The sequence below is a fragment of the Bacteroides sp. OF04-15BH genome (assembly GCF_003477995.1).
Classification (GTDB): Bacteria; Bacteroidota; Bacteroidia; order Bacteroidales; family Bacteroidaceae; genus Paraprevotella.
This window is the reverse complement of record NZ_QUEM01000003.1, coordinates 100,582-122,621: the sequence shown is the minus strand read 5'-3', so window position 1 is coordinate 122,621 and position 22,040 is coordinate 100,582. Positions and strand designations below refer to the sequence as shown.

At 50.9% G+C, this 22,040-nt stretch carries 33 protein-coding genes; 9 read left to right on the top strand and 24 right to left on the bottom strand.

Annotation, left to right across the window (positions count from 1 at the left end; translation table 11 throughout):
* Positions 1-9: 9 nt before the first annotated feature.
* From DXA74_RS02450 to DXA74_RS02415, 9 genes are all read right to left on the bottom strand, one after another.
* Positions 10-3,588 carry a hypothetical protein gene (locus DXA74_RS02450; RefSeq protein ID WP_118525235.1) on the bottom strand — a complete coding sequence of 1,193 codons (3,579 nt, stop codon included), beginning with the start codon at positions 3,586-3,588 and terminating at the stop codon, positions 10-12.
* A gap of 39 nt (positions 3,589-3,627) precedes the next feature.
* Entirely contained in the window at positions 3,628-3,774 is a 147-nt protein-coding gene (locus DXA74_RS16260) for a hypothetical protein (protein ID WP_158576004.1), read from the bottom strand.
* A 131-nt stretch (positions 3,775-3,905) separates the two neighbouring features.
* The gene (locus DXA74_RS02445; protein ID WP_147401005.1) at positions 3,906-4,307 is read right to left on the bottom strand and encodes a hypothetical protein; all 402 of its coding nucleotides are present in this window, start codon (positions 4,305-4,307) and stop codon (positions 3,906-3,908) included.
* A gap of 135 nt (positions 4,308-4,442) precedes the next feature.
* Positions 4,443-4,937: a hypothetical protein gene (locus DXA74_RS02440; protein ID WP_118525233.1), complete on the bottom strand. Its 495-nt coding sequence runs from the start codon at positions 4,935-4,937 to the stop codon at positions 4,443-4,445.
* Between the two features lie 8 nt (positions 4,938-4,945).
* Positions 4,946-5,272, bottom strand: coding sequence for a hypothetical protein (locus DXA74_RS02435; protein ID WP_118525232.1), 327 nt, complete (start codon positions 5,270-5,272; stop codon positions 4,946-4,948).
* The gene (locus DXA74_RS02430) at positions 5,250-5,696 is read right to left on the bottom strand and encodes a hypothetical protein (RefSeq protein ID WP_147401004.1); all 447 of its coding nucleotides are present in this window, start codon (positions 5,694-5,696) and stop codon (positions 5,250-5,252) included. Before DXA74_RS02430 ends, DXA74_RS02435 begins: the two co-directional genes overlap by 23 nt.
* A gap of 4 nt (positions 5,697-5,700) precedes the next feature.
* A complete protein-coding gene (locus DXA74_RS02425; protein WP_233550426.1) occupies positions 5,701-6,123 on the bottom strand; it encodes a structural protein P5 in 423 nt (140 codons plus the stop codon).
* Between the two features lie 21 nt (positions 6,124-6,144).
* Complete coding sequence (locus DXA74_RS02420) at positions 6,145-7,362, bottom strand: hypothetical protein (protein WP_233550425.1); 1,218 nt, start codon at positions 7,360-7,362, stop codon at positions 6,145-6,147.
* A gap of 38 nt (positions 7,363-7,400) precedes the next feature.
* Positions 7,401-8,366: a hypothetical protein gene (locus tag DXA74_RS02415; protein ID WP_118525230.1), complete on the bottom strand. Its 966-nt coding sequence runs from the start codon at positions 8,364-8,366 to the stop codon at positions 7,401-7,403.
* Between the two features lie 187 nt (positions 8,367-8,553).
* Here DXA74_RS02415 and DXA74_RS02410 point away from each other — a divergent pair, with 187 nt between their 5' ends.
* The 7 genes from DXA74_RS02410 to DXA74_RS02380 all read left to right on the top strand — a co-directional run bounded on the left by DXA74_RS02410 (position 8,554) and on the right by DXA74_RS02380 (position 14,968).
* Entirely contained in the window at positions 8,554-9,033 is a 480-nt protein-coding gene (locus DXA74_RS02410; protein ID WP_118525229.1) for a hypothetical protein, read from the top strand.
* Positions 9,030-10,562, top strand: coding sequence for a hypothetical protein (locus DXA74_RS02405; RefSeq protein WP_118525228.1), 1,533 nt, complete (start codon positions 9,030-9,032; stop codon positions 10,560-10,562). The genes DXA74_RS02410 and DXA74_RS02405 overlap by 4 nt, the downstream gene beginning before the upstream one ends.
* Entirely contained in the window at positions 10,556-10,981 is a 426-nt protein-coding gene (locus DXA74_RS02400) for a phage protein Gp36 family protein (protein ID WP_233550424.1), read from the top strand. The genes DXA74_RS02405 and DXA74_RS02400 overlap by 7 nt, the downstream gene beginning before the upstream one ends.
* A gap of 7 nt (positions 10,982-10,988) precedes the next feature.
* Positions 10,989-12,272: a DUF935 family protein gene (locus tag DXA74_RS02395; protein ID WP_233550423.1), complete on the top strand. Its 1,284-nt coding sequence runs from the start codon at positions 10,989-10,991 to the stop codon at positions 12,270-12,272.
* A 104-nt stretch (positions 12,273-12,376) separates the two neighbouring features.
* Positions 12,377-13,684 (top strand): phage minor head protein, encoded by a 1,308-nt coding sequence (locus DXA74_RS02390; protein ID WP_233550422.1) that lies wholly within the window; start codon positions 12,377-12,379, stop codon positions 13,682-13,684.
* A 120-nt stretch (positions 13,685-13,804) separates the two neighbouring features.
* Complete coding sequence (locus DXA74_RS02385) at positions 13,805-14,431, top strand: phage virion morphogenesis protein (protein ID WP_118525226.1); 627 nt, start codon at positions 13,805-13,807, stop codon at positions 14,429-14,431.
* A gap of 69 nt (positions 14,432-14,500) precedes the next feature.
* Positions 14,501-14,968 (top strand): hypothetical protein, encoded by a 468-nt coding sequence (locus DXA74_RS02380; RefSeq protein WP_118525225.1) that lies wholly within the window; start codon positions 14,501-14,503, stop codon positions 14,966-14,968.
* Here the strand turns inward: DXA74_RS02380 and DXA74_RS02375 are convergent.
* Positions 14,931-15,152 carry a hypothetical protein gene (locus DXA74_RS02375; RefSeq protein WP_118525224.1) on the bottom strand — a complete coding sequence of 74 codons (222 nt, stop codon included), beginning with the start codon at positions 15,150-15,152 and terminating at the stop codon, positions 14,931-14,933. The genes DXA74_RS02380 and DXA74_RS02375 overlap by 38 nt on opposite strands.
* A 171-nt stretch (positions 15,153-15,323) precedes the next feature.
* Between DXA74_RS02375 and DXA74_RS02370 the strand changes: the two genes are divergently transcribed.
* Both DXA74_RS02370 and DXA74_RS02365 read left to right on the top strand, forming a co-directional pair.
* Positions 15,324-15,749: an HU family DNA-binding protein gene (locus DXA74_RS02370; protein WP_118525223.1), complete on the top strand. Its 426-nt coding sequence runs from the start codon at positions 15,324-15,326 to the stop codon at positions 15,747-15,749.
* Between the two features lie 157 nt (positions 15,750-15,906).
* The gene (locus DXA74_RS02365) at positions 15,907-16,110 is read left to right on the top strand and encodes a DUF4248 domain-containing protein (protein WP_118525222.1); all 204 of its coding nucleotides are present in this window, start codon (positions 15,907-15,909) and stop codon (positions 16,108-16,110) included.
* Between the two features lie 70 nt (positions 16,111-16,180).
* Here the strand turns inward: DXA74_RS02365 and DXA74_RS02360 are convergent, their stop codons facing one another.
* Genes DXA74_RS02360 through DXA74_RS02295 form a run of 14 tightly spaced genes read right to left on the bottom strand, consistent with a single transcriptional unit; the run spans position 16,181 to position 22,021 of the window.
* Complete coding sequence (locus tag DXA74_RS02360; protein WP_118525221.1) at positions 16,181-16,387, bottom strand: hypothetical protein; 207 nt, start codon at positions 16,385-16,387, stop codon at positions 16,181-16,183.
* Position 16,388: 1 nt separating this feature from the next.
* Positions 16,389-16,625: a hypothetical protein gene (locus tag DXA74_RS02355; protein WP_118525220.1), complete on the bottom strand. Its 237-nt coding sequence runs from the start codon at positions 16,623-16,625 to the stop codon at positions 16,389-16,391.
* Entirely contained in the window at positions 16,609-17,079 is a 471-nt protein-coding gene (locus DXA74_RS02350) for a DUF4406 domain-containing protein (protein WP_118525219.1), read from the bottom strand. Before DXA74_RS02350 ends, DXA74_RS02355 begins: the two co-directional genes overlap by 17 nt.
* Positions 17,070-17,288, bottom strand: a complete 219-nt coding sequence (locus DXA74_RS02345; RefSeq protein ID WP_118525218.1) for a hypothetical protein — start codon at positions 17,286-17,288, stop codon at positions 17,070-17,072. Before DXA74_RS02345 ends, DXA74_RS02350 begins: the two co-directional genes overlap by 10 nt.
* 1 nt (position 17,289) lies before the next feature.
* On the bottom strand, positions 17,290-17,751 hold the full coding sequence (locus DXA74_RS02340) for a DUF4494 domain-containing protein (protein WP_118525217.1): 462 nt from the start codon (positions 17,749-17,751) through the stop codon (positions 17,290-17,292).
* A 3-nt stretch (positions 17,752-17,754) separates the two neighbouring features.
* Positions 17,755-17,964: a hypothetical protein gene (locus DXA74_RS02335; RefSeq protein ID WP_118525216.1), complete on the bottom strand. Its 210-nt coding sequence runs from the start codon at positions 17,962-17,964 to the stop codon at positions 17,755-17,757.
* 1 nt (position 17,965) lies between these two features.
* Entirely contained in the window at positions 17,966-18,550 is a 585-nt protein-coding gene (locus DXA74_RS02330) for a hypothetical protein (RefSeq protein WP_118525215.1), read from the bottom strand.
* 60 nt (positions 18,551-18,610) lie between these two features.
* A complete protein-coding gene (locus DXA74_RS02325) occupies positions 18,611-19,270 on the bottom strand; it encodes a DUF3164 family protein (RefSeq protein WP_233550421.1) in 660 nt (219 codons plus the stop codon).
* 18 nt (positions 19,271-19,288) lie between these two features.
* Positions 19,289-19,576 carry a hypothetical protein gene (locus tag DXA74_RS02320; RefSeq protein ID WP_118525214.1) on the bottom strand — a complete coding sequence of 96 codons (288 nt, stop codon included), beginning with the start codon at positions 19,574-19,576 and terminating at the stop codon, positions 19,289-19,291.
* Positions 19,566-19,796 carry a hypothetical protein gene (locus tag DXA74_RS02315; protein WP_118525213.1) on the bottom strand — a complete coding sequence of 77 codons (231 nt, stop codon included), beginning with the start codon at positions 19,794-19,796 and terminating at the stop codon, positions 19,566-19,568. Before DXA74_RS02315 ends, DXA74_RS02320 begins: the two co-directional genes overlap by 11 nt.
* Positions 19,793-19,975: a hypothetical protein gene (locus tag DXA74_RS02310; RefSeq protein WP_118525212.1), complete on the bottom strand. Its 183-nt coding sequence runs from the start codon at positions 19,973-19,975 to the stop codon at positions 19,793-19,795. Before DXA74_RS02310 ends, DXA74_RS02315 begins: the two co-directional genes overlap by 4 nt.
* A gap of 27 nt (positions 19,976-20,002) precedes the next feature.
* On the bottom strand, positions 20,003-20,446 hold the full coding sequence (locus tag DXA74_RS02305; RefSeq protein ID WP_118525211.1) for a hypothetical protein: 444 nt from the start codon (positions 20,444-20,446) through the stop codon (positions 20,003-20,005).
* Complete coding sequence (locus DXA74_RS02300) at positions 20,412-21,101, bottom strand: hypothetical protein (protein ID WP_118525210.1); 690 nt, start codon at positions 21,099-21,101, stop codon at positions 20,412-20,414. Before DXA74_RS02300 ends, DXA74_RS02305 begins: the two co-directional genes overlap by 35 nt.
* Positions 21,098-22,021 carry an ATP-binding protein gene (locus DXA74_RS02295; RefSeq protein ID WP_118525209.1) on the bottom strand — a complete coding sequence of 308 codons (924 nt, stop codon included), beginning with the start codon at positions 22,019-22,021 and terminating at the stop codon, positions 21,098-21,100. Before DXA74_RS02295 ends, DXA74_RS02300 begins: the two co-directional genes overlap by 4 nt.
* Positions 22,022-22,040 lie beyond the last annotated feature (19 nt).

Here is a 22,040-nt window from a genome sequence, read left to right as displayed (position 1 = left end):
GTTGTTAACTTAGCGCACGGTAATGCCTTCGCGATCCATACGCTCCATCATTTCGTAGATGCTCAGCAGGTAGCGGCAGTAGGCCGTGTTTTCGGCGATCTGTGCCAGCAGCCGACTGTCTGCCTGCCGATCCTTTTGCAGGGACACCATCAGGCTGTGGATGCTCACCATGCGGTCGTACACTCCGGTAAACAAGCCTTCCAGCTTTGTTCCTTGTTCCTGCGTCAGTGCGGCATATCCGCCGACGGATGCCGTCTGACTGCTTCCGCTGCTATCCTGATCAGGCAAAAACAGATCCAAACCTTTTTCGGCAGCTGCCTTTTTGGCCGCTTCGAGCAGACGGTTAAAGTCATTCTGGGCAGCCAGTCCTTTATCCATAGTGTCGGCAATGATATCCGTGTATTGCTTAAACTGCTCTTCCGGAGTGAGGCCTTCCGTCTTCATCACCTCGAGCATTTTTTCCGATGCCTGCTCAAAGAGCGGTGCCAGTGTCACGGAATAGGCCATCTGTTGTGCCAGCCCCTCCAGCATGGACACTACCGACTTTTCAAACTCCTGTGCCGCGTCAGAGCCATTTCGAAAAGCATCCGTCAGGGCATCCGACAGGTTGCCGCCCAGTTCGCCGAAAATGTCCGTCAGGTAGTCCTTCATCACAGACAGGGCTTCTTCCTGTTTTTCCGCCAGATTGATAAAGTTCTCCAGGGCCGCCCGGCTTTCGTCGCTCATTTCCCGGGTGTCCAGGATAGTCTGTGCCAGCTCCTTGTTAAAGTTCCCCTGGGCATCCAGCAGTTCCGGATATTCATCCAGCACACTGCCATATTTATCGTGCTGCTTTTTCCAAAACCATTTTCCGGTGGTATAGCTGCCTGTCTTGATCTGCACATCGGCCAGTCCGGCATACTGGTCCTTATAGGCAATCTGTTCGCGCAGCCCGGAGTAATACGGTGCCAGAATTCGCTCCCACCAGCTTACACTGTCCGACTTTCCGTCACCCTGCAATTCCTTCTTAAAATCAGATATTGCCTGTTTATAGACCTTTAGCGAGTTCACGGCCTTACCATAAGGATCTGAGCCGAACACCGTATCCGCTTTTTCGTATTCCAGATTCTGCTCCATGAGCAGCAGGTTATAAGCCCGTTGCTGGGCCAGTCGCTGTTCCATAAGAGCCTCGAGGGCTTCCTGATGCTTGCGTTCTTCGGCGGCACCCTTGGCAAAGAGTTTGGCCGTTTCGCCGATGGTGGCCATCACGCCGCCCAGGATACCACCTTTGGCAAAGCCCTCACCGATGGCGGATATGGAGCTCATGGCGGTTTGCAGGTTACCTAAAGCCTGTGCAGCTCCGGCGGCACCCATATTTTCGGCCATTTCGGCTAGTGATCCGGCGGCTTCTCCGGCCACGGCAGAGATTTCGCTGATACCGGCGGCATAGCTCTTGTAATCCTTGGCCCCATTCAGATCCTCGAGTCCTTTCTTAAAACGCTGGAGCAGTTGGGTCCACTTGTCGCCCTTTTCGCCTTCCTGCAACAGTTGTTTCAGGGCCTTGCGCAGGCGGTCCAGATCATCGGGGCTTTGCTCGATGGCGGCCAGCTGGTCAGGCGCAATAAACGTGATGCCTTCTTTGCTTCCGGTTCCGTTGAGATAGTCCTGCAAGTGTCGGGCCTGGTCGATGAGTTTTTTCAGATCCTGATAGGCCATTTCGGAGTAATCGCCGAACAGGTTACGCAAAAAAGGAGAGTCTTTGCTGGCCTGCGAGGCTTCTTCGCTGTTGATGGCTTCCAGACCTTCGCGTAATTGTTTACGGGCTTCTTCTATGGCTGCGTCTATGGCGTTCGCATTGTCCGCGTTCCGCTTTTCCTGTAAATCGCGTATGTCTTTATCCGTCTGTTCCTGCAAGGCTTTGCGCTTGGCTTCATAGTCCTGATACTTTTTCAGCAGTTCATCCAGATGCTTCTGCTTTTCGTCCTGTTCTTCCTGGTCGATGGCAGCCATGCCCTGCAAATACTCGTTGTCGGCCATTCCATAGGCTTTACGGATCTGTTCCAGATCATTGTCATTCAGTTTGCCGCCCGAGGCCTCCGAAAGTTTCTTTTCCAGTTCTTTGATGTCGTCCAGCTGTTTCTGGTAATCCAGAGCCAGCTGTGCCCGTTTCTTTTCATTGCCCTCAGCCATCAGGTCTATTACCTTCTGCTGATTCTCACGCATCAGTTTCAGGCGGTCTTCGGTCGGATCATATTCTGTCTGTTGTTTTATTGTCTTCTTTTTCTGTGAGCTTCCGGTAATGGAAATCTTTTTTTCTTCCAGAGCATCAATTTCTTTCTGTATTTTCTGATACTCCTCTTTGGTCTTGGTGGCTTGCTGCAACTTCTTTTTCAGACGGATTTCCGCGTCCAGCCCGGCAATGCTTCCCGCCTCCGGGTCGTTTTTACCTGATCCTCCGAGTCCGATACTTTCCAGTATTCCATCAGCCAGTTTTTTCTGACTTTGCTGGAATTTGACTAAATCCTTGATACGGGCTATCTGGTCATCGTAAGCCTTACGGGCTTTGTCTTTTTCGGGATTATCCGTAGTAATGGTTTCCCATTTTCCGCCTAAAAAAGGTATGCCGGTATAGGTTGTGTAGGTCATTTTGGCATCCGTTTCTTCCCACTCCTGTCGCAGTTCCATAGCCTTCTTCAGTTCTTCCTGCATCGTTTCCGATGTAGCAGCTGCCTGCGCCCGTGCCAGCATGGCCTGAATCACTTTGTCCGTATTGCCGATCAGGGCATTCTCAGCTTCCTGCACATTGGAGATACTCAGGCCCAGCTCTTCAAAACGGCTCTGATTGTTGGCTATAAACTGGTTCTGCGCATCAATATTTTGCCCTAAAGCGGTATATTCCGCACTCAGTTCCATCAGCTTGGCAATGACATCCGACGAACTGTTTGCTACTGAATCCCGGAACTCGTCACTGGAACGCATGGCTTCCACAGCTGCTTCCTTGACACCAAAAAGGCTTTTGGTAAAGTCCCATATATCTTTGCCATACATCACCAGCAACGTGATACCCACAGCCAGTGCTGTCTGCCAGGACACCAGCGAGCTGACCACCTGACGCCATACCGGTGTAGCCTTTTTGCCGGATTCGACGAGCGCGTCATGCTCCTTGCGGGCCTGCGCCAACGCATCCTGCACCATGGGGATATTGTTGGAAATCGCCAGAAAAAACATCTGTGGTCCCATAGTAAGCGAAGGCAATTCACGGGCAATTTGCGTGAAGCTCATGCGCAGGTTGTTGAGTTTCGGTGCCGGATCATCTTTTACCGTAGGTGTTTCGTTGTTCTGCACCTTTGCCTTGCGCAGCTTCTCCAGTTCGGCGGTCAGTGCGGCCGAAGACTTCTTCAGTTCCTCCAGCTGGGCACGTTCGGCTGTGGTATCTATACCCTGGGCATTCAGTTGCTCTATTTTGGCCCGTAAGGTATCCGTTTGAGCCTGGAGCGATTGCAGGGCCAGATTGCCCACCTGCTCCATACCCTTCAGCCCCTTGCTGGCCGAGCCGATGCCGGCGGCGGTCTTGTCATCCAAAAAAATCTCCAGTCTGATTGGTTCCATATTGATTTATAGATAATCGTGTTTGTGTTGTTGTGTGCGTCAGTCTTTGCGTGCCATCTTGGTAAAAAAGGTGAGCGGGTCCACACCTTTTTGTTCTTTTCCGTTTTGCCCGCCCGTCATCAGCCGTTGCATATAGCGGCGCTTGGCTTCCTTTTCGTCGATGTATTCCGGAGTGTCGGCCATCATCAGCATCAGGGTGAGATAAGGCGTGCGCAGGATGCGGCGGACGCTCCAGCCCGTGTCCCGGGCTATCTGTCCGATCAGTCCGAACGGGCTATGCGGGGGCTCGTAATAGCCGCCCTTTAACTCCCGTTCCTTTATTGGCTTCCCGTCGGGGCCAAGAGATTCATCGCTCCGGCCGAGGGAATAATAATCTCGAAAGGGCTGGTACGGATCAGGCTCAGCATCACCATCCAGATTTCTTCGAGGGCTACCGGATGGACAAAATGGCGCAGCCACCACGCTGCCACTCTCCGAAAACACGGAAGCCGGACGATGCCGGTGGCCACCATCCGGCTTACAGCCTTGCCCTGTCGGGCGATCAGGTCAGCCTTTTCTTCAAATGTCATCCGGCACAGTTGCTCATGGGTTACATTCATTTCCCGGTACATTCGGGAGATATAAATCATATCCCCATAAGTAGGAGCATGCACGGTGATCTGCCGTTTCCAGCCAAAAATGCTTTTAACCGGCACACTGATGCCTGCTCCGAGCAGCACATCAGCGGCCATTTTTTCAAGTTCCTGTTTCATGGGTTAGGTCTGTTTCGTCCGGTGTCGGTTCCGGCGGATCTGCCGTTACCGCCTCCGGTTCAGGTTCCGAATCTGTTTCTGCTACTGTCCCCCTGGCGGGGGTCAGGGAGAGTCCGGATCTACTCCCGGAGGATAAATCGTGTAGCGGTCGCCATCACCGTCCGGCTTCATGAAGTCCACACGGAACTTGAACGCCAGCACGTTGCTCATGTTCAGGCCGTTCTGCATGTTCGCCTTGGTCAGGCGAGCCTTAGGGATGCGGATGGTCTGTCCGGATACGGTCTTGATGTCCATTTTGTCCACCTTGGAAACCACAGCCGGTGGTGTCCATTCGTCCTTAGAACCTTTCTCTCCACCGATAATGGCTACCAGTGCCTCGGCATTGAGTTTGATCAGGTTGAAGGTAAAGGCCTCGCTGCCCGGATTGGTCATGATGCTGTCCACCGGACCGTCCTGCACCTGTGCCGCATAGACTTCCATATATTGTGGTTCACTACCGGCGGGCTGCAAACCGTTCTGGTCAATCCAGCCGATAGATTGTGTGCCGAATTTCACCTCACCGACACCGTAAATCAGTCCATTGCTTGTATCTGCCATAGTTGTGTTTATTTAGTGTTTGAGAATCGTTTGTATAATAGATAAATGAGGGCTAAAGGCAGGGCCAGAGCCGCCAGGCTCCATCCTGCATGCCAGGCGGTGCGTGCTGGGGCCCGTATGGTTACCTCGTCGAGCTGGCGCACGGAGTCACCGCTGACTGTGGTCTGAGTTTCCCTTCGTCGCACCACCTGCTGCGGGATGCTGTCCGCACGGGCCCGGACGTTCAGTCCGCCACGGCCGTCGGCTTCCACCCGCAGGTGCAGGCTGCCGCTGTCTGCCGTCAGGGCAAAGCCCTCGGGCAGTCCGGTCAGCTCACGAAGGAGAGCGGCATCCACTGCCAGACTCGTCGTCCGGGTCGGGACCGTCACGAAGCTGTCGCTCTCCACGACCTGTATGGTCACGCTGTCCTTGCGGACTTGAGTCGATGTAACCATCCTGGTGGTACTTTTGCAGCTCGCTGCGCAAAGGGCACTGAGGCCAAGAGCGGCAATACCGAGCCCTCGCCACCAGTAGCGACAGCATGCCCGCCATGCGGGTCTGGTTCTTGTTGCTTTGTTCATGTTTTCGTTGTAGTTGTTCATACTGCTGCTGTATGTCCAGGAGCGTGCCGCTCACATTCTCATACAGCTGTTTGTAGATATCCTCCCGTTCCTTTCGGTTGCGTGCGCGGTATGTGCTGCGGCTGATGAGCCAGACCACCACATTGGATAGCACACCGGCGGGGAGCAGCCATTGCAACACATCCATTACGCTCGTCATAGGCTTATTCGTTCAGCATTTCCCATCCGGCCAGCACGTCAGGCATCTGGGCCGGGATTCCGTTTTCCATTTCGCTGATGGCGGCGGCCATGGCACACATGGTGTCCCGGTTGCCCACATCCGGCACGCAGTCTGCCGGAACTCCCATTTTGCCCGTCACAAAGCGCAGATAGGCCGTGGTGTTGTTTTCGTGGGGAGGTGCCCAGCGCTGGATCATCTGGCGCAGGGTGTTCAGTCCGTTCTTGCGGCGGTAGTTCTGCAGGAGCTTGATCAGGGCACGGTAGCCGTGGGCAATCGTGACAAACTCACAAAAGGATTTGTCTTTCTTGCGGCTTCCGGTGATCTCGCCCTGCCATACCTGCCCTTTCACGACCCGGATATTTCCGGGATTGTTGTTGCGCAGTCCGCGCGGCAGTTCATTACTCATGGTGTTTCCTCCTTATTTGGGTTAAACTTCCAATTCTTCACCACCCGGAACATCATCCTGTCCTTCCGGATCTTCACTTGTACCGGCTTCCAAGGTCATGGCTTTTGCTTTAGCAGCCTCCTTGCGGGTATCCGCCCAGTTCTTTTCCGGAGTCACCTCGGCATCCGATGTCTGTGCGGTGCTGCCGTCGTAACTGTAAATTGCGCCGAGTGCCTCCATTTTCTTAGGCAGCACCACGTAGTAGTGACGGAAGTTCACCTCGTTGGCCTGTGTGTCCGGGTTGGTGGCCGCATCGCGGTAATACATCTTCGTGCTGCCCTGGGCGCGGAACACACGCTTCGGATAGAAACAGAATGAGACCTGATGGTCCGTTTCCGACGGAGTGGTCTTGAAGGCCACCTTCACGCCCTCTTTGGTGAAGAACGGACAGTTCTCGAACTCATACACCTCAAAGCCGTACATATTGGCAATCTTTCCGGTAGTGTAGTTGTAGTACTGGTCACGGAATTTCTGGTCATCCCCCAGCAGGTCGTTCACGTGATCCGAGCAGAGCACCAGGCGTCGTCCCACAGCCGGAACCTGCATTTTGTCCAAAGCGCGTTTCAGGGCAATGATGTCCTGTCGGGTACATTTCTTGCGGCCATTATCCATTTCACCCGAAGTAGGGATGACCGGAGTTTTCGCGGTGTTGCTGTTCGGAGCCAGCGCATGAGCGGCTTTCTTGAACTTACCGATGGTGATGGCATCGCCGTGACGCTCGATCACGCTACCCATCTTGTCGTAGGAGATGGCAAAAAGTTCGTCATCACTCACGGTTGTCTTTTTGGTCTGGAATTTGTCCAGTCCGAGCGCGATATCGCCGTCCTCCAGTTCCTGGGCCTGGATCGGATAAGTGGTGTTGTTGATCAGCACATCCGGATCACCGCCCACATCTACCAGGTGTACCACCTCGTTCTGTACGGCCGACGAATAGTCCGACACTCCGTTGAGCCAGGTGTCATCCATACCTCCGCGCAGCTTTTTAACCAGCTCGCCGGTCCATACTTCCGTATAGACACCTTCCAGAGCGGCGCCCTTGGGCTGGAACGCGCCCAGCAGCATCGGGATGACCACGCCGCAGGCCAGCCCCCACAGGCCGGCATCCGGCACGCCCAAAGCTGACAGGATGACCACACTCATCACCACATTAAAGAGCGTACCGCTCACCAATTTCAAAAGTCCTTTTTTCATCGTTTTCATTGTGTTTAAATGTTGTTTAAATACTTGTTGTATGCCTCCTACTTCAGTTCGGGGCAGTCGATGCCGTATTCCGCCTTATAGAGTCGGCGGTACTGCTGCGGGTCTTCCTTGCGCATCAGCTTCAGTTCGTCGGTCGGAACCTCACTCAGTTTTGTCCAGCTGCCGTTAGTCTGGCCGGTCGGCCGGTTCAGCATTTGGGTCGGTTTCACCGATCCGTGCATGGCATCGAAGGTAAGGCGCAGGCTTTCCGTGCCGACGGATTTGCCCAAAGTGATAAAATGATCCTTGCGTGAGGCATCAATCTTGCCCGTCTTCACCGCATCTTCCACCAGAGCGGTAATACCCGACAGCTTCATGGTTTCCAGTTCCTTCTTCAGGTCATCACGCTCTTTCTTCAGCTTCTCGTTAGCGTTCTGATACTCCAGCACGACATTGATTTTCTGCTGCACATCATGCAGCGTGGCGCTTTCCGCCAGCCCCAGCATCAGGGCCACAGTTTTCAGTTGTTCATTCATATTCGTATGATGTTGGTTGGTTTTCCTGTTCAATAAGGGGATACTGTTTTCGGATCCGTGCGACAGTTCCTTGCCGCCAAAGCTCAGACGGATATTGTCGTCGTTGCCGCCGATGTCCACCATGCTGTACTCCACCAGACGGCATCGCGTCACTGTGGGCCGGGTCTGTCCCGGTTTCATCAGGGCCGGATCTTCGGATGTTTCGATAATCTCGAAGTTGGGCGACCCCATGCGCAGCGTGCCTTTGTCCCATTGCTGTTTGGCCAGACGGCTCTCCTCGCGCACCTCGTCAAAGTATGGTTCTCCGGTGATTTCATCACCTTCCACCCGTATGTCCCGGATCATTCCGATGACCGTTCCGCGCTGGTGCATCCACAGCAGCACCGGGTTGCGTTCAAACTGTTTCAGCTCCACCCCGGCCGTGCGTATCCAGGTACCGTAACAGTTCAGAGTTTCGTTGGTTATTCTGATTCGTTTGCTTGTTGCCATATCGCATCTTTTTGCCGCAAACATACAACACGCGGATTCCTGCTGCAAAAAAGTGTGTAACCATTACATAGAAGTGTGTAACCGTTACACAAAAGTATGTAACCATTACACACTTTTTTCCGGATGCGCCGGGCTGCGATTAGCTTTGTCGCAGAAACACACACATAACTGATAAATACGACAAAAAATGGCAAAAGAAAGAAAAGACCAGAGCAAGAACCGGGAACTGGCCCGGGTACTCTATCTGAGCGGACAGACTCAGGAGCAGATTCTGGAGAAAGTGGACGTTTGCCGCCAGACCCTGTCGCGCTGGATCAATCAGGGCGGATGGAAAGAAGAGCGTACCGCCCGCACCATCACCCGTCCGCAGCTGGTCAACAAAGCCCTGACGGCTTTAGGCACGCTGCTCGACAAGGCGACCCGTGACGACGGGGCCGAGATGGACAGCGGATTCTGCGACCGGCTGATCAAGACAGCCACAGCCGTGGAAAAGCTGGGCAAACGGGACAACCCGGTGGTAAAGGTGGAAACCGTGATCGAACTGGAGCAATTCACCGTAAACAACCGGGACAGATATCCCGAACTGACCAATGAAACGCTGCGACTGTTCAACCGCATTCATGGCGACTACATCAGCCACCAGTTTCAGGAAGGAGGCGGCCAATGAACGCCCAGGAAAAGAAAGAAGCCTGGCGGCAGTGGGAAGAACACTGCAAACGCCTCGAGCAGCTCACATCCAAGGAACATGAGGAAACTCCGGCCGAGCGGAACCGCAACATCGCCCGTGCCCTTCGGGACTATGACTATTTCTGCGGGCGCTATCTGAAACATTACTGCGAATGTCCCAATGCGCCGTTTCATGGTGAAGCGGCCCGATACATTGCCGCGCACAAGGAACTGCGCCTGGTGTGTAAATGGCCTCGCGGACATGCCAAATCCGTGCATCTGGACATCGGCATTCCGCTTTGGCTCAAATTCCGTGGCGAGCTGCATGTGATGGTACTGGTGGGCAAGAGTGAGGACAGTGCCGACGGTCTGCTGGGCGACCTTCAGGCAGAGCTTCAGTACAACCGGCATATCATCCGTGATTTCGGCGAACAGTACAACAGCGGCATGTGGCAGGAAGGTGAGTTTGTGACCAAAGATCAATGCGCCTTTTTCAGCCGGGGCCGCGGCCAGTCTCCCCGTGGACTCCGTTTCCGGGAAATGCGTCCCGACTACATTGTGGTGGACGACCTCGATGACGACGAGATGTGCCGCAGTGAGGCCCGTGTGCGTGAAATGACCAAATGGGTGAAGGAAGCCCTGTTCGGATGTTTCGGCGGCAAGGACGGGCGGTTCATCATGGTGGGCAACCTCATCAGCCGCAACTCCGTGTTGCAGCAGATCATCGACACGCGCACCGTGAAGACCATCAGCGTGAATGCCATCACGGCAGACGGACGCCCGGCATGGCCGGAACTCTATACCATTGAAAAGCTGCGAAGCAAGGAAGAGTTCATGGGCTACCGTTCCTTTCAGAAAGAATACATGAACAACCCCATCACCGAAGGAGCCGTTTTTCAGCAACGGTGGATCCGCTGGCGACGGATGCTGAAGCTGAAATATTACGAACAGATTGTGCTTTATATCGACCCTTCCTGGAAATCATCCGGAAAGAACGACTATAAGGCGGCAGCCATGATAGGCCGACCCAGGCGCGGACTGAAAACCGCCTCCCACCGGGAACTGCATCTGCTGCGGGCCTTCTGCCGCCAGTGCAGTGTGGGCGAGATGGTACGCTGGCTGTATGATATCTATGAGCAGCTACCCGAGGATGTCGCCGTAAGCATCTACATGGAGGCCAATTTCATGCAGGACACCATTCTCGACGAGTTTCAGCGTGAAGGCGACGAACGGGGATATCAGCTGCCCATCATGCCCGACAAACGGAAGAAACCCGACAAGTTTGCCCGTGTGGAAGCTGTCAGCCCACTGTGGGAGCGGAGCTTCTTCTGGTACAACGTGAAATTGAAAAACGACCCGGACCTGACCGCCGGCATCGACCAGACTCTGGCCTTCGAGCAGGGAAGCCGTGCGCACGACGATTTTCCCGATGCCTGCGAAGGCGCTATCTATAAATTGCAGAAACAAACCCGTGAGGCTTCGTTTGCTCCCCGTCTGGGTGTGCGCCGGCCTCCTAAAAACTCATGGTAACTATGTTTATAACCGAAGAAGACTACATACAGGTGAGCAGCGACGCGCTGAAGATCATCCAGCAGGCCAACGAGGCCAACCGGTTGCGAGCCGAGCGGCGGGCCACCGAACGCATCACCTCTTATCTGGGCGGCCGTTACGACATGGAGCAGGCCTTTGCCGCCGAAGGCGAATCCCGCAATGACGATCTGGTGGGACTGATGGCCGATCTGGCCCTGTATTTCATGGTGCTCAGCCTGCCCCAGAAGATGGGCTATGAAGTGCGCAAGGAGCAATACGAAAAGGCTGTGGCCTATCTGAAGGAAGTGCAGAGCGGCAAGGTCGTGATGAATCTGCCTGCGCACAGTGAGAGTGAAGAAGACAACACCGGCGACATGATCCGTTACGGAAGCGACCGCCCCAACAACTATATATGGTAAAAAGGCTATGAAGAAAAGACCGAAAATAGAATATTACAACCGCATGCGTCCTGCCCAGCAGCGTCGCCTGCGCGATATGAGTATAAAGCTCCAGTTATATACCGAAGCCCTGACCCGCCGTGATCTGGCCGACTGGCGACGGGCATGGCAAATGGCCATCAATGTGGATTGTCCCAACCGCACCCGTCTGCTGCATCTCTACACCGATGTGGAAGTCGATCTGCATCTTACGGGCTGCGTGCAGCAGCGCATGGGCTTTGTGCTGAACAAGAGTTTCAAGCTGTGCGATGCGCAGGGGGCGGAGAACCGTCAGATTACGGAGCTTTTCGAATCTCCCTGGTTCAAGGAACTGATGCGCCTGGTATTGGAAAGCACCTATTATGGTCATTCGCTCATAGAGCTGGGCGACGTGATAGAGGTGAACGGCCGTCCGGCCTATAAAGATGTAAAACTGGTGCCCCGTACGCACGTTATCCCTGAGTTTGGAGTCATCACCACTTATGAAAACGAAACCTGGCAGACCGGTTATGATTACCGGAACAGCGAGATGGCCGACTGGTGCATCGAGGCCGGAGGGACACACGATCTGGGCCTTTATCTGAAATGTGCCCAACAGACTATCCCGAAAAAGAACATGTGTTCGTTCTGGGACATGTTCGGCGAGGTGTTCGGCATGCCGCTTCGTGTGGCCACAACCACCAGCCGCGACCCCAAGGAGTTCGACCGCATCGAGAATATGCTTCGGGGCATGGGAGCCGCCTCTTACGGCCTGTTCCCCGAAGGCACCACGGTGGATCTGAAAGAAAGCAGCCGTGCGGATGCCTTCAATGTGTATGACAAGCGCATTGACCGCTGCAACTCGGAAATTTCCAAAGGCATCCTTACGGTGACGATGACCATGGAAGACGGCGCCAGTCTGAGTCAGAGCGAGGTGCACCGCAAGATGCTCGAGAACCTGATCCAGAAGGATTCCGACATGGTGCGTGATCTGGTGAACTGGCAGCTCATCCCCCGTATGGTGCGCCACGGGTTTCCTGTGGCCGGCTATCATTTTGAGTGGGACGAATCCGTGGACTACACGCCCGAACAGCAGGTGGCCTACGAACGTCTGATACTCGAGCATTACGAAGTGGACACGCAATATTTTATCGACAAATACAATGTGCCACTCATCAGGCGGAAATCCGACCGGCAAGCCGTATCACCGGTTCCTGCACCGAAGCCAGAGAAAAAGGAAGGCAAAGCAAGCCAACGGCTGGCCCGTCCGGAGGAAAGCGGTTTTTTCGACTGAGCCCCGATGCCTATAAGGGGCTACACCGAAGATATGCAGAAACACTGAAACTGGCTGACGACGGAGATGGACTGGAAGAGGAAGATGAGGAGAAGGACCGCCTGATGGAGAATCTGGCATCGGCCTTTCCCTTGCTCATGGCCTGGCTGTGGCGGCAGAAGGACCTCCAACCCGAGGATCTGAAACAGGAAGAAGTGCAGCAGTTCATCCGCAAACATGCCGATGTGCTGGATCATGCCGTAGACGTTTCGCTGCGTGAAGTGCCGCTGGACGAAGTCAGCGTGCGGCGTCTTAAAGACTCGAACTATGTGTTCAGCGGCATCAAGACCTTTCACGAACTGAACGAGGCCCTGCCGTCGCTTGTGGGTGATGACGGACGGATCAAGCCGTTTAACCAGTTCTTAAACGAGGTTCAAAGGATTCACCAGTCCTATAATGTGAACTATCTGCGCACGGAGTACAATCTGGCACAGGCTTCCTCCCTGATGGCAGCCCGCTGGAAGCAGTTCGAGCAGGACGGCGACCGCTACCTGTTGCAGTACCGCACTGTAGGCGACAAGCGTGTACGCCGCAGTCACCGCATGCTGCATGGCATTACACTGCCCATCACCAGCAAGTTCTGGAACGAATATTTCCCGCCGAATAACTGGAACTGTCGCTGTACCGTGGTACAGGTGCGAAAAGGGAAATACCCCGAATCCAACGAACAGGAAGCCATGAAACTGGGTATGGAGGCCACGGCGGGCAAGTACCGTGAAATGTTCCTGTTCAATCCCGGCAAGAGCATGACCTGTTTTCCGGCTTACAATGCCTATACACGCAAGGCTTGCGCCACTTGCCGCCAGCGACCGGGAAACATGGAGCTGGCCGCTAACATTCCAGATAATGAGTTGTGCCGGGCATGCCAGGTGATGAAAGGGATGATTGAAAATGCTTCTGAAAGAATAAAAAGATATTCGGAAGAAGATTGGGAAAGAACATATATCTCAGCAGACAATCATGGATTTGTAGTGACCCAAAAAGAACGTATCAAAGAGGCACAGGCAAGCAAGCAGGAAATACAGAAGTTTGAAAAGGAAATGCGCATGTGCAAGGTTATTGCCGACAATGGGCATGAAGTGGAATACCTGCAAGGAGTAAACAGGCCTGCCGGTCAAACTTACGACATTACTATAGACGGAATTAAAACTGATCTGAAATGTATTGAAGGTGGTGCTGGAAACATCGTCAAATATGCGAAAAAGGCACTGTCAAAGCAAGGAGGTGAAGCTGTGGTTTTTGAATTACCGACACAAGATGTCAAATTCTATGAAGCCATTACAGAAGCCAGAAGAAAATGCAATGGGCGTATCTTTTTTTACATTGCCAGAGATAGGTCATTAAGAGAGGTACTAAAAGAAAGAGGCCAGTAAAAACCAGCCTCGGGGCGGTACACGGTCTTTCGGCCCTGTCCCTTCGTATTGCTACGCACCACAAATATAAACAATAAAAACTACAATGCAAACAATCTGCCGAAAAAACAGAAAAAAACAATGGAAAAACAAAAGCAGCAGGAAGAACATATCAAGGTAAGAAAGGAACTGCGTAGACGTATCAACAAGATGATCCGCCTTACACTGTCGGACTTCAAGGTGGAAGCCCTCGAGCAGTTTGACCGGAACTTTGAGCGGGAGGCCTTCTTTAACCAGAAATGGGCCCGGCGAAAACATAACGATGACACAAGCCGCGGACTGCTGGCCGGAAGCGGTGCCCTACGCCAAAGTATTTCCGGCAAGGTTACCGACCGTCAGAGTGTGGTGATCGAAAGCACTGTGCCCTATGCCCGCATACACAATGAGGGAGGCACCATTACCGTGACCCGCAAGATGAAAAGCTACTTCTGGTGGCGCTATCAGACGGTGACCGGAGGAAAGGCCGCCGACGGACTGAGCAACCGGCTTCAACGGAAAAAGAACGGAGCGCCACGTAATAACAAACGCAATCAGGCATTGAATGAAGAAGCCGCCTTTTATCTGGCCATGGCCTTGAAACTCGTGGGGAGCAAGATTATCATCCCCCGCCGCCAGTTCATCGGCATGCACCCCGAACTGGAAAAGGCCCTGCGTGCCATCTTCGAGAGCAACGTGGCCGATATCGCAAGCGGTCCGGACTCCGTTTAAACAGTATTCATACAGCATTCAAACACTATTCAAATACTATTAAAACAAACTTAAAAGAAGGAAACGATTATGAGAAAAATGTTATATCTGGGACTGATGAACCATTTGCTTGAACTCAAAGACGAGAGCGGAGAGTCTGTGGTGCGGCACATTGACCTGTGGAACGAACAGGTGGAGTTTATCGAACAGGAAACTCCCTTCGACACTCCGGCCGTGTTTATCGAACTGCGCCCCACAAGCTGGACCACTTTGGGCGGTGGGGTGCAGCAGTCCAACCAGAACATCCGTCTGCACATCGTCACCACCTGGCATGGCAGCGCCACTGTGGGCAGTGTGTTCCTGGAAGAATCCCTTCAGCGCTTCGATCTGCTGGACCGCATCGACGCGCATCTGGCAGGCTACAGTGCCGTGAGCGGACGCTGTTCAGTCAGTATGATGCAGCGCACGGGCAGCACTACCAACCACAACCATGAGGAACTGGTGGAGGATGTGAGCGACTTTACCTGTCTTCTGACAGACGGCGGGCCGGAGGAGTAAGGCGGGCCGAGGCGTTGATGATGTTGTAGAAAGTCTTTTCGCAGATGGGATACAAAGGGCGGATATAACGGCGCAGAATCTCCCGATTGGACAGCCCGCTGCGGGCATGCTCATCGTAGATCCGGAGAATATCAGCTACACGGTGTGCGTAGCTATTGCCTTTAATGTTGCCGCTTTTCTGCATAGGTTAGAATAAAAAACAAGAAATTCAGTTGGTTAATATGCACAAAAATAGTACATTTACGATTGAAAAGCAACCGTTATGCGATTAAAAACGACTGTCTGAGCTGATTTAAGTGTAATTTTACACCTGTCGCGACAAACATACAGAGTACAAACCCTTAAAACAGCAACTATGGCTATCGACTATAAAGTATTAGGCATCCAAAAACCGGGTTCTCAGAATCCGGAAACCACAAAGTATTATCCCCGTCCGGCAGCAGCACAACGTGTCGAAATCGAAGAACTTGCCAACGAAATCAGTTACAGTACCACACTGACCGATGTAGAGGTGGAGGGAGTCATCAAGGCACTCATCAAGCAGATGCAGCAGCATATCGCATCTGGCCGCATAGTGGCACTAGGTAAATTTGGATCTTTCCGCGTGACCTTCCACGCTCTTGGACAGGCAACTCCCGAAGAAGTAAAAGCCGCGGATATCAAAAAAGTAAATCTACGATTTTGCCCGGGCACAGGATTGAAAAACGCGCTCGACCTGCGCAACCTGAAATTCCGAAACATTGAGGCGGGAGCCCAGCCAGAAGAAGATGAACTGCCTTAAAAACTACCGTGGTACCTCAATCCGTTTACCACGGTAGTCCGAAAGAAGCACCACGGTTGTCTCAACTGACCGCCGTGGTGCTTCTTTTTTATCCTTTTGGCCCCGGAACAGGACCATCAAACAGCATTTACCAACCAATCAAACAACTTTTACGACTATGAACGCAATCTATCTCACAGACCTTGCACAACTTTATTTCCCTCGTTCCACGCAAAGAAGCGCCGTTACGCAGCTTCGGCGATGGGTAAAACTCAACCCGGAACTGCAAAAGCGGCTCGAAAAATTGCATTATCAGAAAGGCCAGCGGGCACTGACACCCCTACAGCATCAGGCAATCACGGAATTTCTTGGAGAACCATAACCGGACACCATAACACACAAAAAGAGGCGGCTCACGGCGAGCTGCCTCTTTTTGTTTATTCCGTAGCTTGTCAATCTTCCAAATAAAAGTCCTGTTCAAGCAGTTCCTTCATATATCGGTCCCTTTCCGCCTTTGACTTAAAGTCGCTCCGTAATGTTACCCATGAATCCGGATGATCCAGATTTTTACACTTGATAATTGATTTTCCGTTGCGCTCTTCTGCCCGGATAACTATAAATCCCGAATCGCATACTTTCTTTTGATCTCTTGCATTCATACTATTGTAATTTAAAAAGTTTAAACTTGTATTGTTTTATCAGACTCTCCAGCCAGTCAGCCTGTGCTGTTGTCTTAACATCTACAATCACAGCCGTAATCCCTTTGCCGTTGGGCTTGCGAAAATGCAGCTCACAAGGCTTGTCGTGATCACACCAATGCTCCAGGATTTGGTACGCATAGCTGTCACTCGCCTGGATGGCATAACGGCCAAAGATGGGGCTACTCGGTATCGGCATAATAGACAATCTCTTTCCCGTAGATCTCCGCCGTTGCCTTTTCGCACTGACATCCTCTGCTATCCTCCCATCCGGGCATCATCAGCACCACATCGCACTCCAGTAGTGCCTGTATGTCCTTGCCCATGTGCTCGGCATAACTGGCATTTGCGTTGGGTGACGCATCGTATGGGGTGATAATCTGGTATCCCTGGGCACGCAGATAATCATACCCTTTGCGCAGTGTACGGCGTATCTCATAGGTATCTTTACCGCTGATCGGCAGACTAAGATAAACCTTTTTATCCAGCTGTCGGACGAAATGCACTCCTCCGGCATACAGTCCACAAGGGATTCCGTCTCTGTTGTAACATTTGGCACGCAAGCTGCAATAATCACATGTATTATCCTTATCATCAGGCACGGCAAGATATGTTGTGCCGTCAATGACTATTTTATCTCTGTTTAAATCCATTTTAAAACTCCTTTAAATACAACATTTTTTTTATCCTTTCGATAATCGGCATTGCAACTACCGGCATATTTGTCGGCTATGTTCAGCCCCTCGATACCGTCACGGCAGATATGATAGAGGTCGCAGTCAAGGCATTTACGTTCGCCGGCAGCTTCCACACGATAGCGATAATTACCGATATCAAATTCTGATCCGATGGGGCGGTCCATGTTATTCCTCCTTAAATTCCTGTTTTTCTTCAGCCTTATAAAGGTAGACATCCATGATGGCGGTTTCCGCGACTGCGGAAATCTCATAATCGGCGAGCGTGCCTTCCATGTGCTTATCAAATCGTTTCACGGCATCGCGCAGATCCGAGGCTTGCACCAGCATGTTCTGGCTGCTTTTCTTCTCGACACCTGTTTTCTCATCTAAAGTGATAAAGGCGACCTTTGCCTTGAACCACTTATCGGCATCCTCATCCGTTGCGCTCACAATCTCGCTGTAATTGGCTCGTTTTACGGCCTTGACTTCATACTCACCAGACATAAACGGCTCGATGTATTCCAGGAAGCGTTTCTCTGCTTCGGTAAAGCTCAACGCATCGACGATGTAAGGCTCACTCACTTTCTTGACCATTCCGTTTTCCATAGTCTTTTCAAACTTCACTACACACTCAAAATATTCTTTCATGATTTAGTCCTCCTTATTTTTTCCTATCTTAAAATTCCATCTATAATGTTCTCTGATATTTGTAGTCATTGCTTCAATGATCTTAAACAAGAGTTTTGCGGGCATCTCGTTGGTATTTATCTTTTTAATATAGACTACACCATCTCTGTACTCCAGTGTTGCATTTATTTCAACAATCGGATTTTCTTCTGTTCCTTCTATTTCTTCTGCCATATTACTCTGATTTCTCAATTCTAAAGGTTATAACCGGTGTTCCGTGGATGGTGTAAACCGTAAGTTCTGTTTCAGTCATCTGGATGCTATGCGTTACGCTCAGCAGTTCCATCTTGTTTCGCCTCTTGTATTGGTAATCATACATTTCATATTTGATAGTTCGGAGCAACATCTGCGCATCGGTTTTGCTCATGTTTTTGGTAAATTCCCCAAACGGTATCACAAAATTCAGGATGTAGGCCGGAACGGGGCGCTTGTGATAGATCTTCTTGATATAATATCCCATAGTTTTGTCCTCCTCGTCAGGTAATAGATCCTCTACATACGCCCATCTGCTAAATGGGTATTGTTTCATTATACGTTTCAAATCATTTTCATCTTTAGCAACAAAATCAAACCAATCTCCATTTACTACATGCTTGTTTATTTCCGGCAATTCATCTGTAGTGTAATGCCATGCTCTGTTTTTTTCCCATTTTGCTCCGGCAATAAAAGCCTTTTGGACATCACACTGTTCTGATACTGTAGAGTATATCAGACTATCTTCATATTCTTGCGCAGCCTGTTTTTTTTCGTCTTTTATCATAAATCATTAGTGTTAATTGATCGGGCAGTTGATCCAGTCAGCCACCCGATCAGGTTACTATTACATGGCACCTATTGACAGAGGCAGGTTTTCGTCCTTGCCTTCATCATTTTTAATGGTTACCGTGATGAACTGGCCACTCTTCGCTGGTTTGTATGCATCTTTAATAATACTGATACCTTCCATAAAATCAGGATCACCGGATTTTTCGGCCAACTTCTGAAGCTCGAGTACACGGCTTGCCTTGAGCTCGCCTTTGCGGTTTTTAACAAGCAGGCTCATGACGGTTTCAACAAGTGCGGCACTGTTGTCATCTTTGGCAAGGGTTGCCAGATATTCCTTTACCTTGGCAATACCGGCATCTACCGTATTGTCATAGGCATCAAGAGTTCTATAGCCGAGGCTGATGGTCATCTGTCCGTCACGAGTGCTGAAGGTGTCGCTCTTGCGGTTGATTTTAACCTTAAACAGTTCCTCTTTGGTTTGGATAATGGAGTCAAAAGCGGCAAACACTCCGGCTTTGACAGCTGCCATTTCTTTGCTGAGTTTTTGCAGGCGTTCGACCATGCTTCTTACCGTTTCATCGACCAGTTCACTGTAGGCCTCACGATCCGCCTGGATACGCGCTTTGTTTGCTTTTTCTTTAGCATCAATCCGTTGTTTAAGTTGTGCCATCTGTTCCGGTGTCAGGTTGTCTAAATTGATTTCGTTTGGTTTCATAATTCTGATGTTTAATGGTTATTTATCTAAAACTTTTCCTATTGTTGGTTTGGCCACATACAAATAGGCCACTTCCTGTATCTCGATTTTTCCTGTGATAGTCAGAGGTACTTCCGGCATTTCTTTGGCGAACATTTCCTTAAACTGATTCACTTGCAAGGCTACAGCTTCTTCCCTTGACTTTTTGGTATTTGTAGTGGTCACATATCCCACTTTGTAACTGTGTTTTCGTGGGCGGTAACCTTGTGGAGCGGTGCATGTCACGGTGATGATGCCTACATACGTCTTGTCTTCCTTATTTGTCATCTTTCAATATGTTTTTAAGTTCTTGAATTTGTTCTTCGTTTAAATTCCCGTCAAAGTGGGAGGCGGTGAAGGTGATGCTGTGAGCATGATAAGTCTGCTGGTATTCCTTCCGCAGCTTCTCCAGCTCTTCGTCGCTGTTCACGATCCTGTTCGGGGTGATGCTTGCACTGGCAGCCTTGCCGCCGTAGTGTATGGTGACTTTGTGGATGTAGTGCTTCATGCTTCGCCTCCTTCCTCTTCGTCTTCATTTTCGCCGAAGGTCGCCATGGCACGTTCGTGCTGTGCTTCCCCTTCGGCAAACTGTGCGAGCTCGGCCATGATATAGGCCCGGTCCTCGTGCGAGCAATAGCGTGTCTCATCGAGCAGCACGCTTTTCAGATTCTCAATGATTTCTTCCATATCGGTATGTTTTTATAGGTTATTATTTTACTCTTTGTTAGCTCTTGCAACAATCTGACGGTATGTCTGCTTTAATTCTTCATAACTCTGTTGGGATATTGGCTTCTTGCAGCGTCCATATTGGCGTAACCATCGATTCAGTTTGGCGATATTCATTTGCCGTTCAATCGGATCGTCTACATCGTATGGTGCGTTCAATCCGGAAATTTCACATGATGTACGGTAAATACGGCATACTAAATTGTATTTCCTCTTTTCGTCTTTTACATGCTTGCCTTCCGGATCAATCAGATTGCTGATAAGTCTTCTTGCTTCATCTTTATTTAATAGGGCCGATGTATCGGTACGTCCGCCACTATACTGACTGATCAGATTACGATACGTATCTTCATCCAGACAAAGCTGGCGTTTAAGGCGGTGAATAAGCTTCTTTTGCTCATTCGTGGCCGGGAGTGTCAATTTCCTGTTCATATTCATCCTGATTATTTGTTTTTTCTGTATCCAGCCACATTCGTTCGGCCCCTTTGTCCCATATCGTATAGTATCCTTTAGGGCCGCCTTTTCCACGGCCGATATAAATTGCGCGAAAGCCTTGTACCTGAATACGTACAAAACAATCACGTTTGACGATATAGGCTGTTTTTCCCTCCACTTCCTTGCCTTCCACATGGCTTACATAAATGAAAATCTTGCTGCGGAACTTCTTGCGCAAGGCGATAATGCCTTCAGCAGTGGCATCGTACTGATTGACGAAGTACTGCAAAGAATCCACGATAACGACATCAGGACTGCGTTGCTTCTCCATAAGTTCGTTCAGATCCGGAACAGTCAGAGCGTCCGTAAAGATTATCTTCTGGATTTTCGAACGGATACCAGCTTCTTTCAGATCGTTCTGGAACTCTGCACTGAAGCCCATTTCCAACGATGCGACCAGAACCCGGTATCCCATGCGGTCAAACTCCTTGGCCAATTGCAGCACAAAACGTGTCTTGCCATGTCCGGACTTGCCGTAAACAATCCAGTTGCCGCCTTTTTCCTTGTTTCCGAAGGCTTCCCGAAACGGGGCGGAGAAAGGAATGAAGCTATATTTCCTCTCTTCGATATTGGCAATGCTTAAAGCCCTCATACCTTCATCTCTCCTTTACTGAGTTCCTGACGAATCACCACATCATCAATCATACTTGCCAGTTCGCGCAGATCATCAGAGAACCACACAGAGCGGGGATCATCGGGATTAGGCTGCTTCTTTATTTTTGGAAGCTTGCCCCAGATTGCTTCTGCCGTTTCTTTGTCCGTGATGCCGTTCGCCATGCAAATGGATATGACATCTTTCTTTGTGGCTCCTAACAACGTGATATAATTTCGTCCGAACCGTCCGTCTATCTCATCGTAACCTTCAATACGACCCACATAGCGTTTGATGTTTCTCTCCAAGGTTTCGGTTCCGGCCACCAGACATCCCATACGACCTAAAGTATCATCATAAAGCGGTATCAGGCAGTTCATGGCCGAATGAGTCAGCTTTCCGGCATCATCAATAAGCAGAATCGGATGACGGTCTGCCATGAGGTTCATGTGAGCGGCACATATATCGAGCAAAGTGTCATTATCCATATACCGGTTCACATTCTCACCCATGGCCGTAGCCAGTTTGAGCAGGAATTTGTGGCTGGACCATTTCCGGCACTTCAGATAAACCACCGAACTGTCTCCACATACATTATACAAGTCAATCAGACTTTGGGTCTTGCCACTTCCGGAACGACTGCTGATGCAATACCATTTGTTTTTGCTACGGGCCGCTACAAAGGCAGTCTTTACCTGTCGGTAACTGGTTACCGTGTCTACCACATTACGGGAATTCTCAAAGAAATAAAGGCCTGTGGCAATTTTTTCGGCCATGACATCATCACTGGCGGCGTATTTACCAGTACGGAACTGGCTCATGGAAGCCACGGATATACCACAGCGGCGGGCCAGTTCTGCGGCAGAACTGCCACGAAGGATCAAATTTTCGATATACTGTTTGAGAGCTTGTTTATCCATATTTATATGTGTTTTAAAG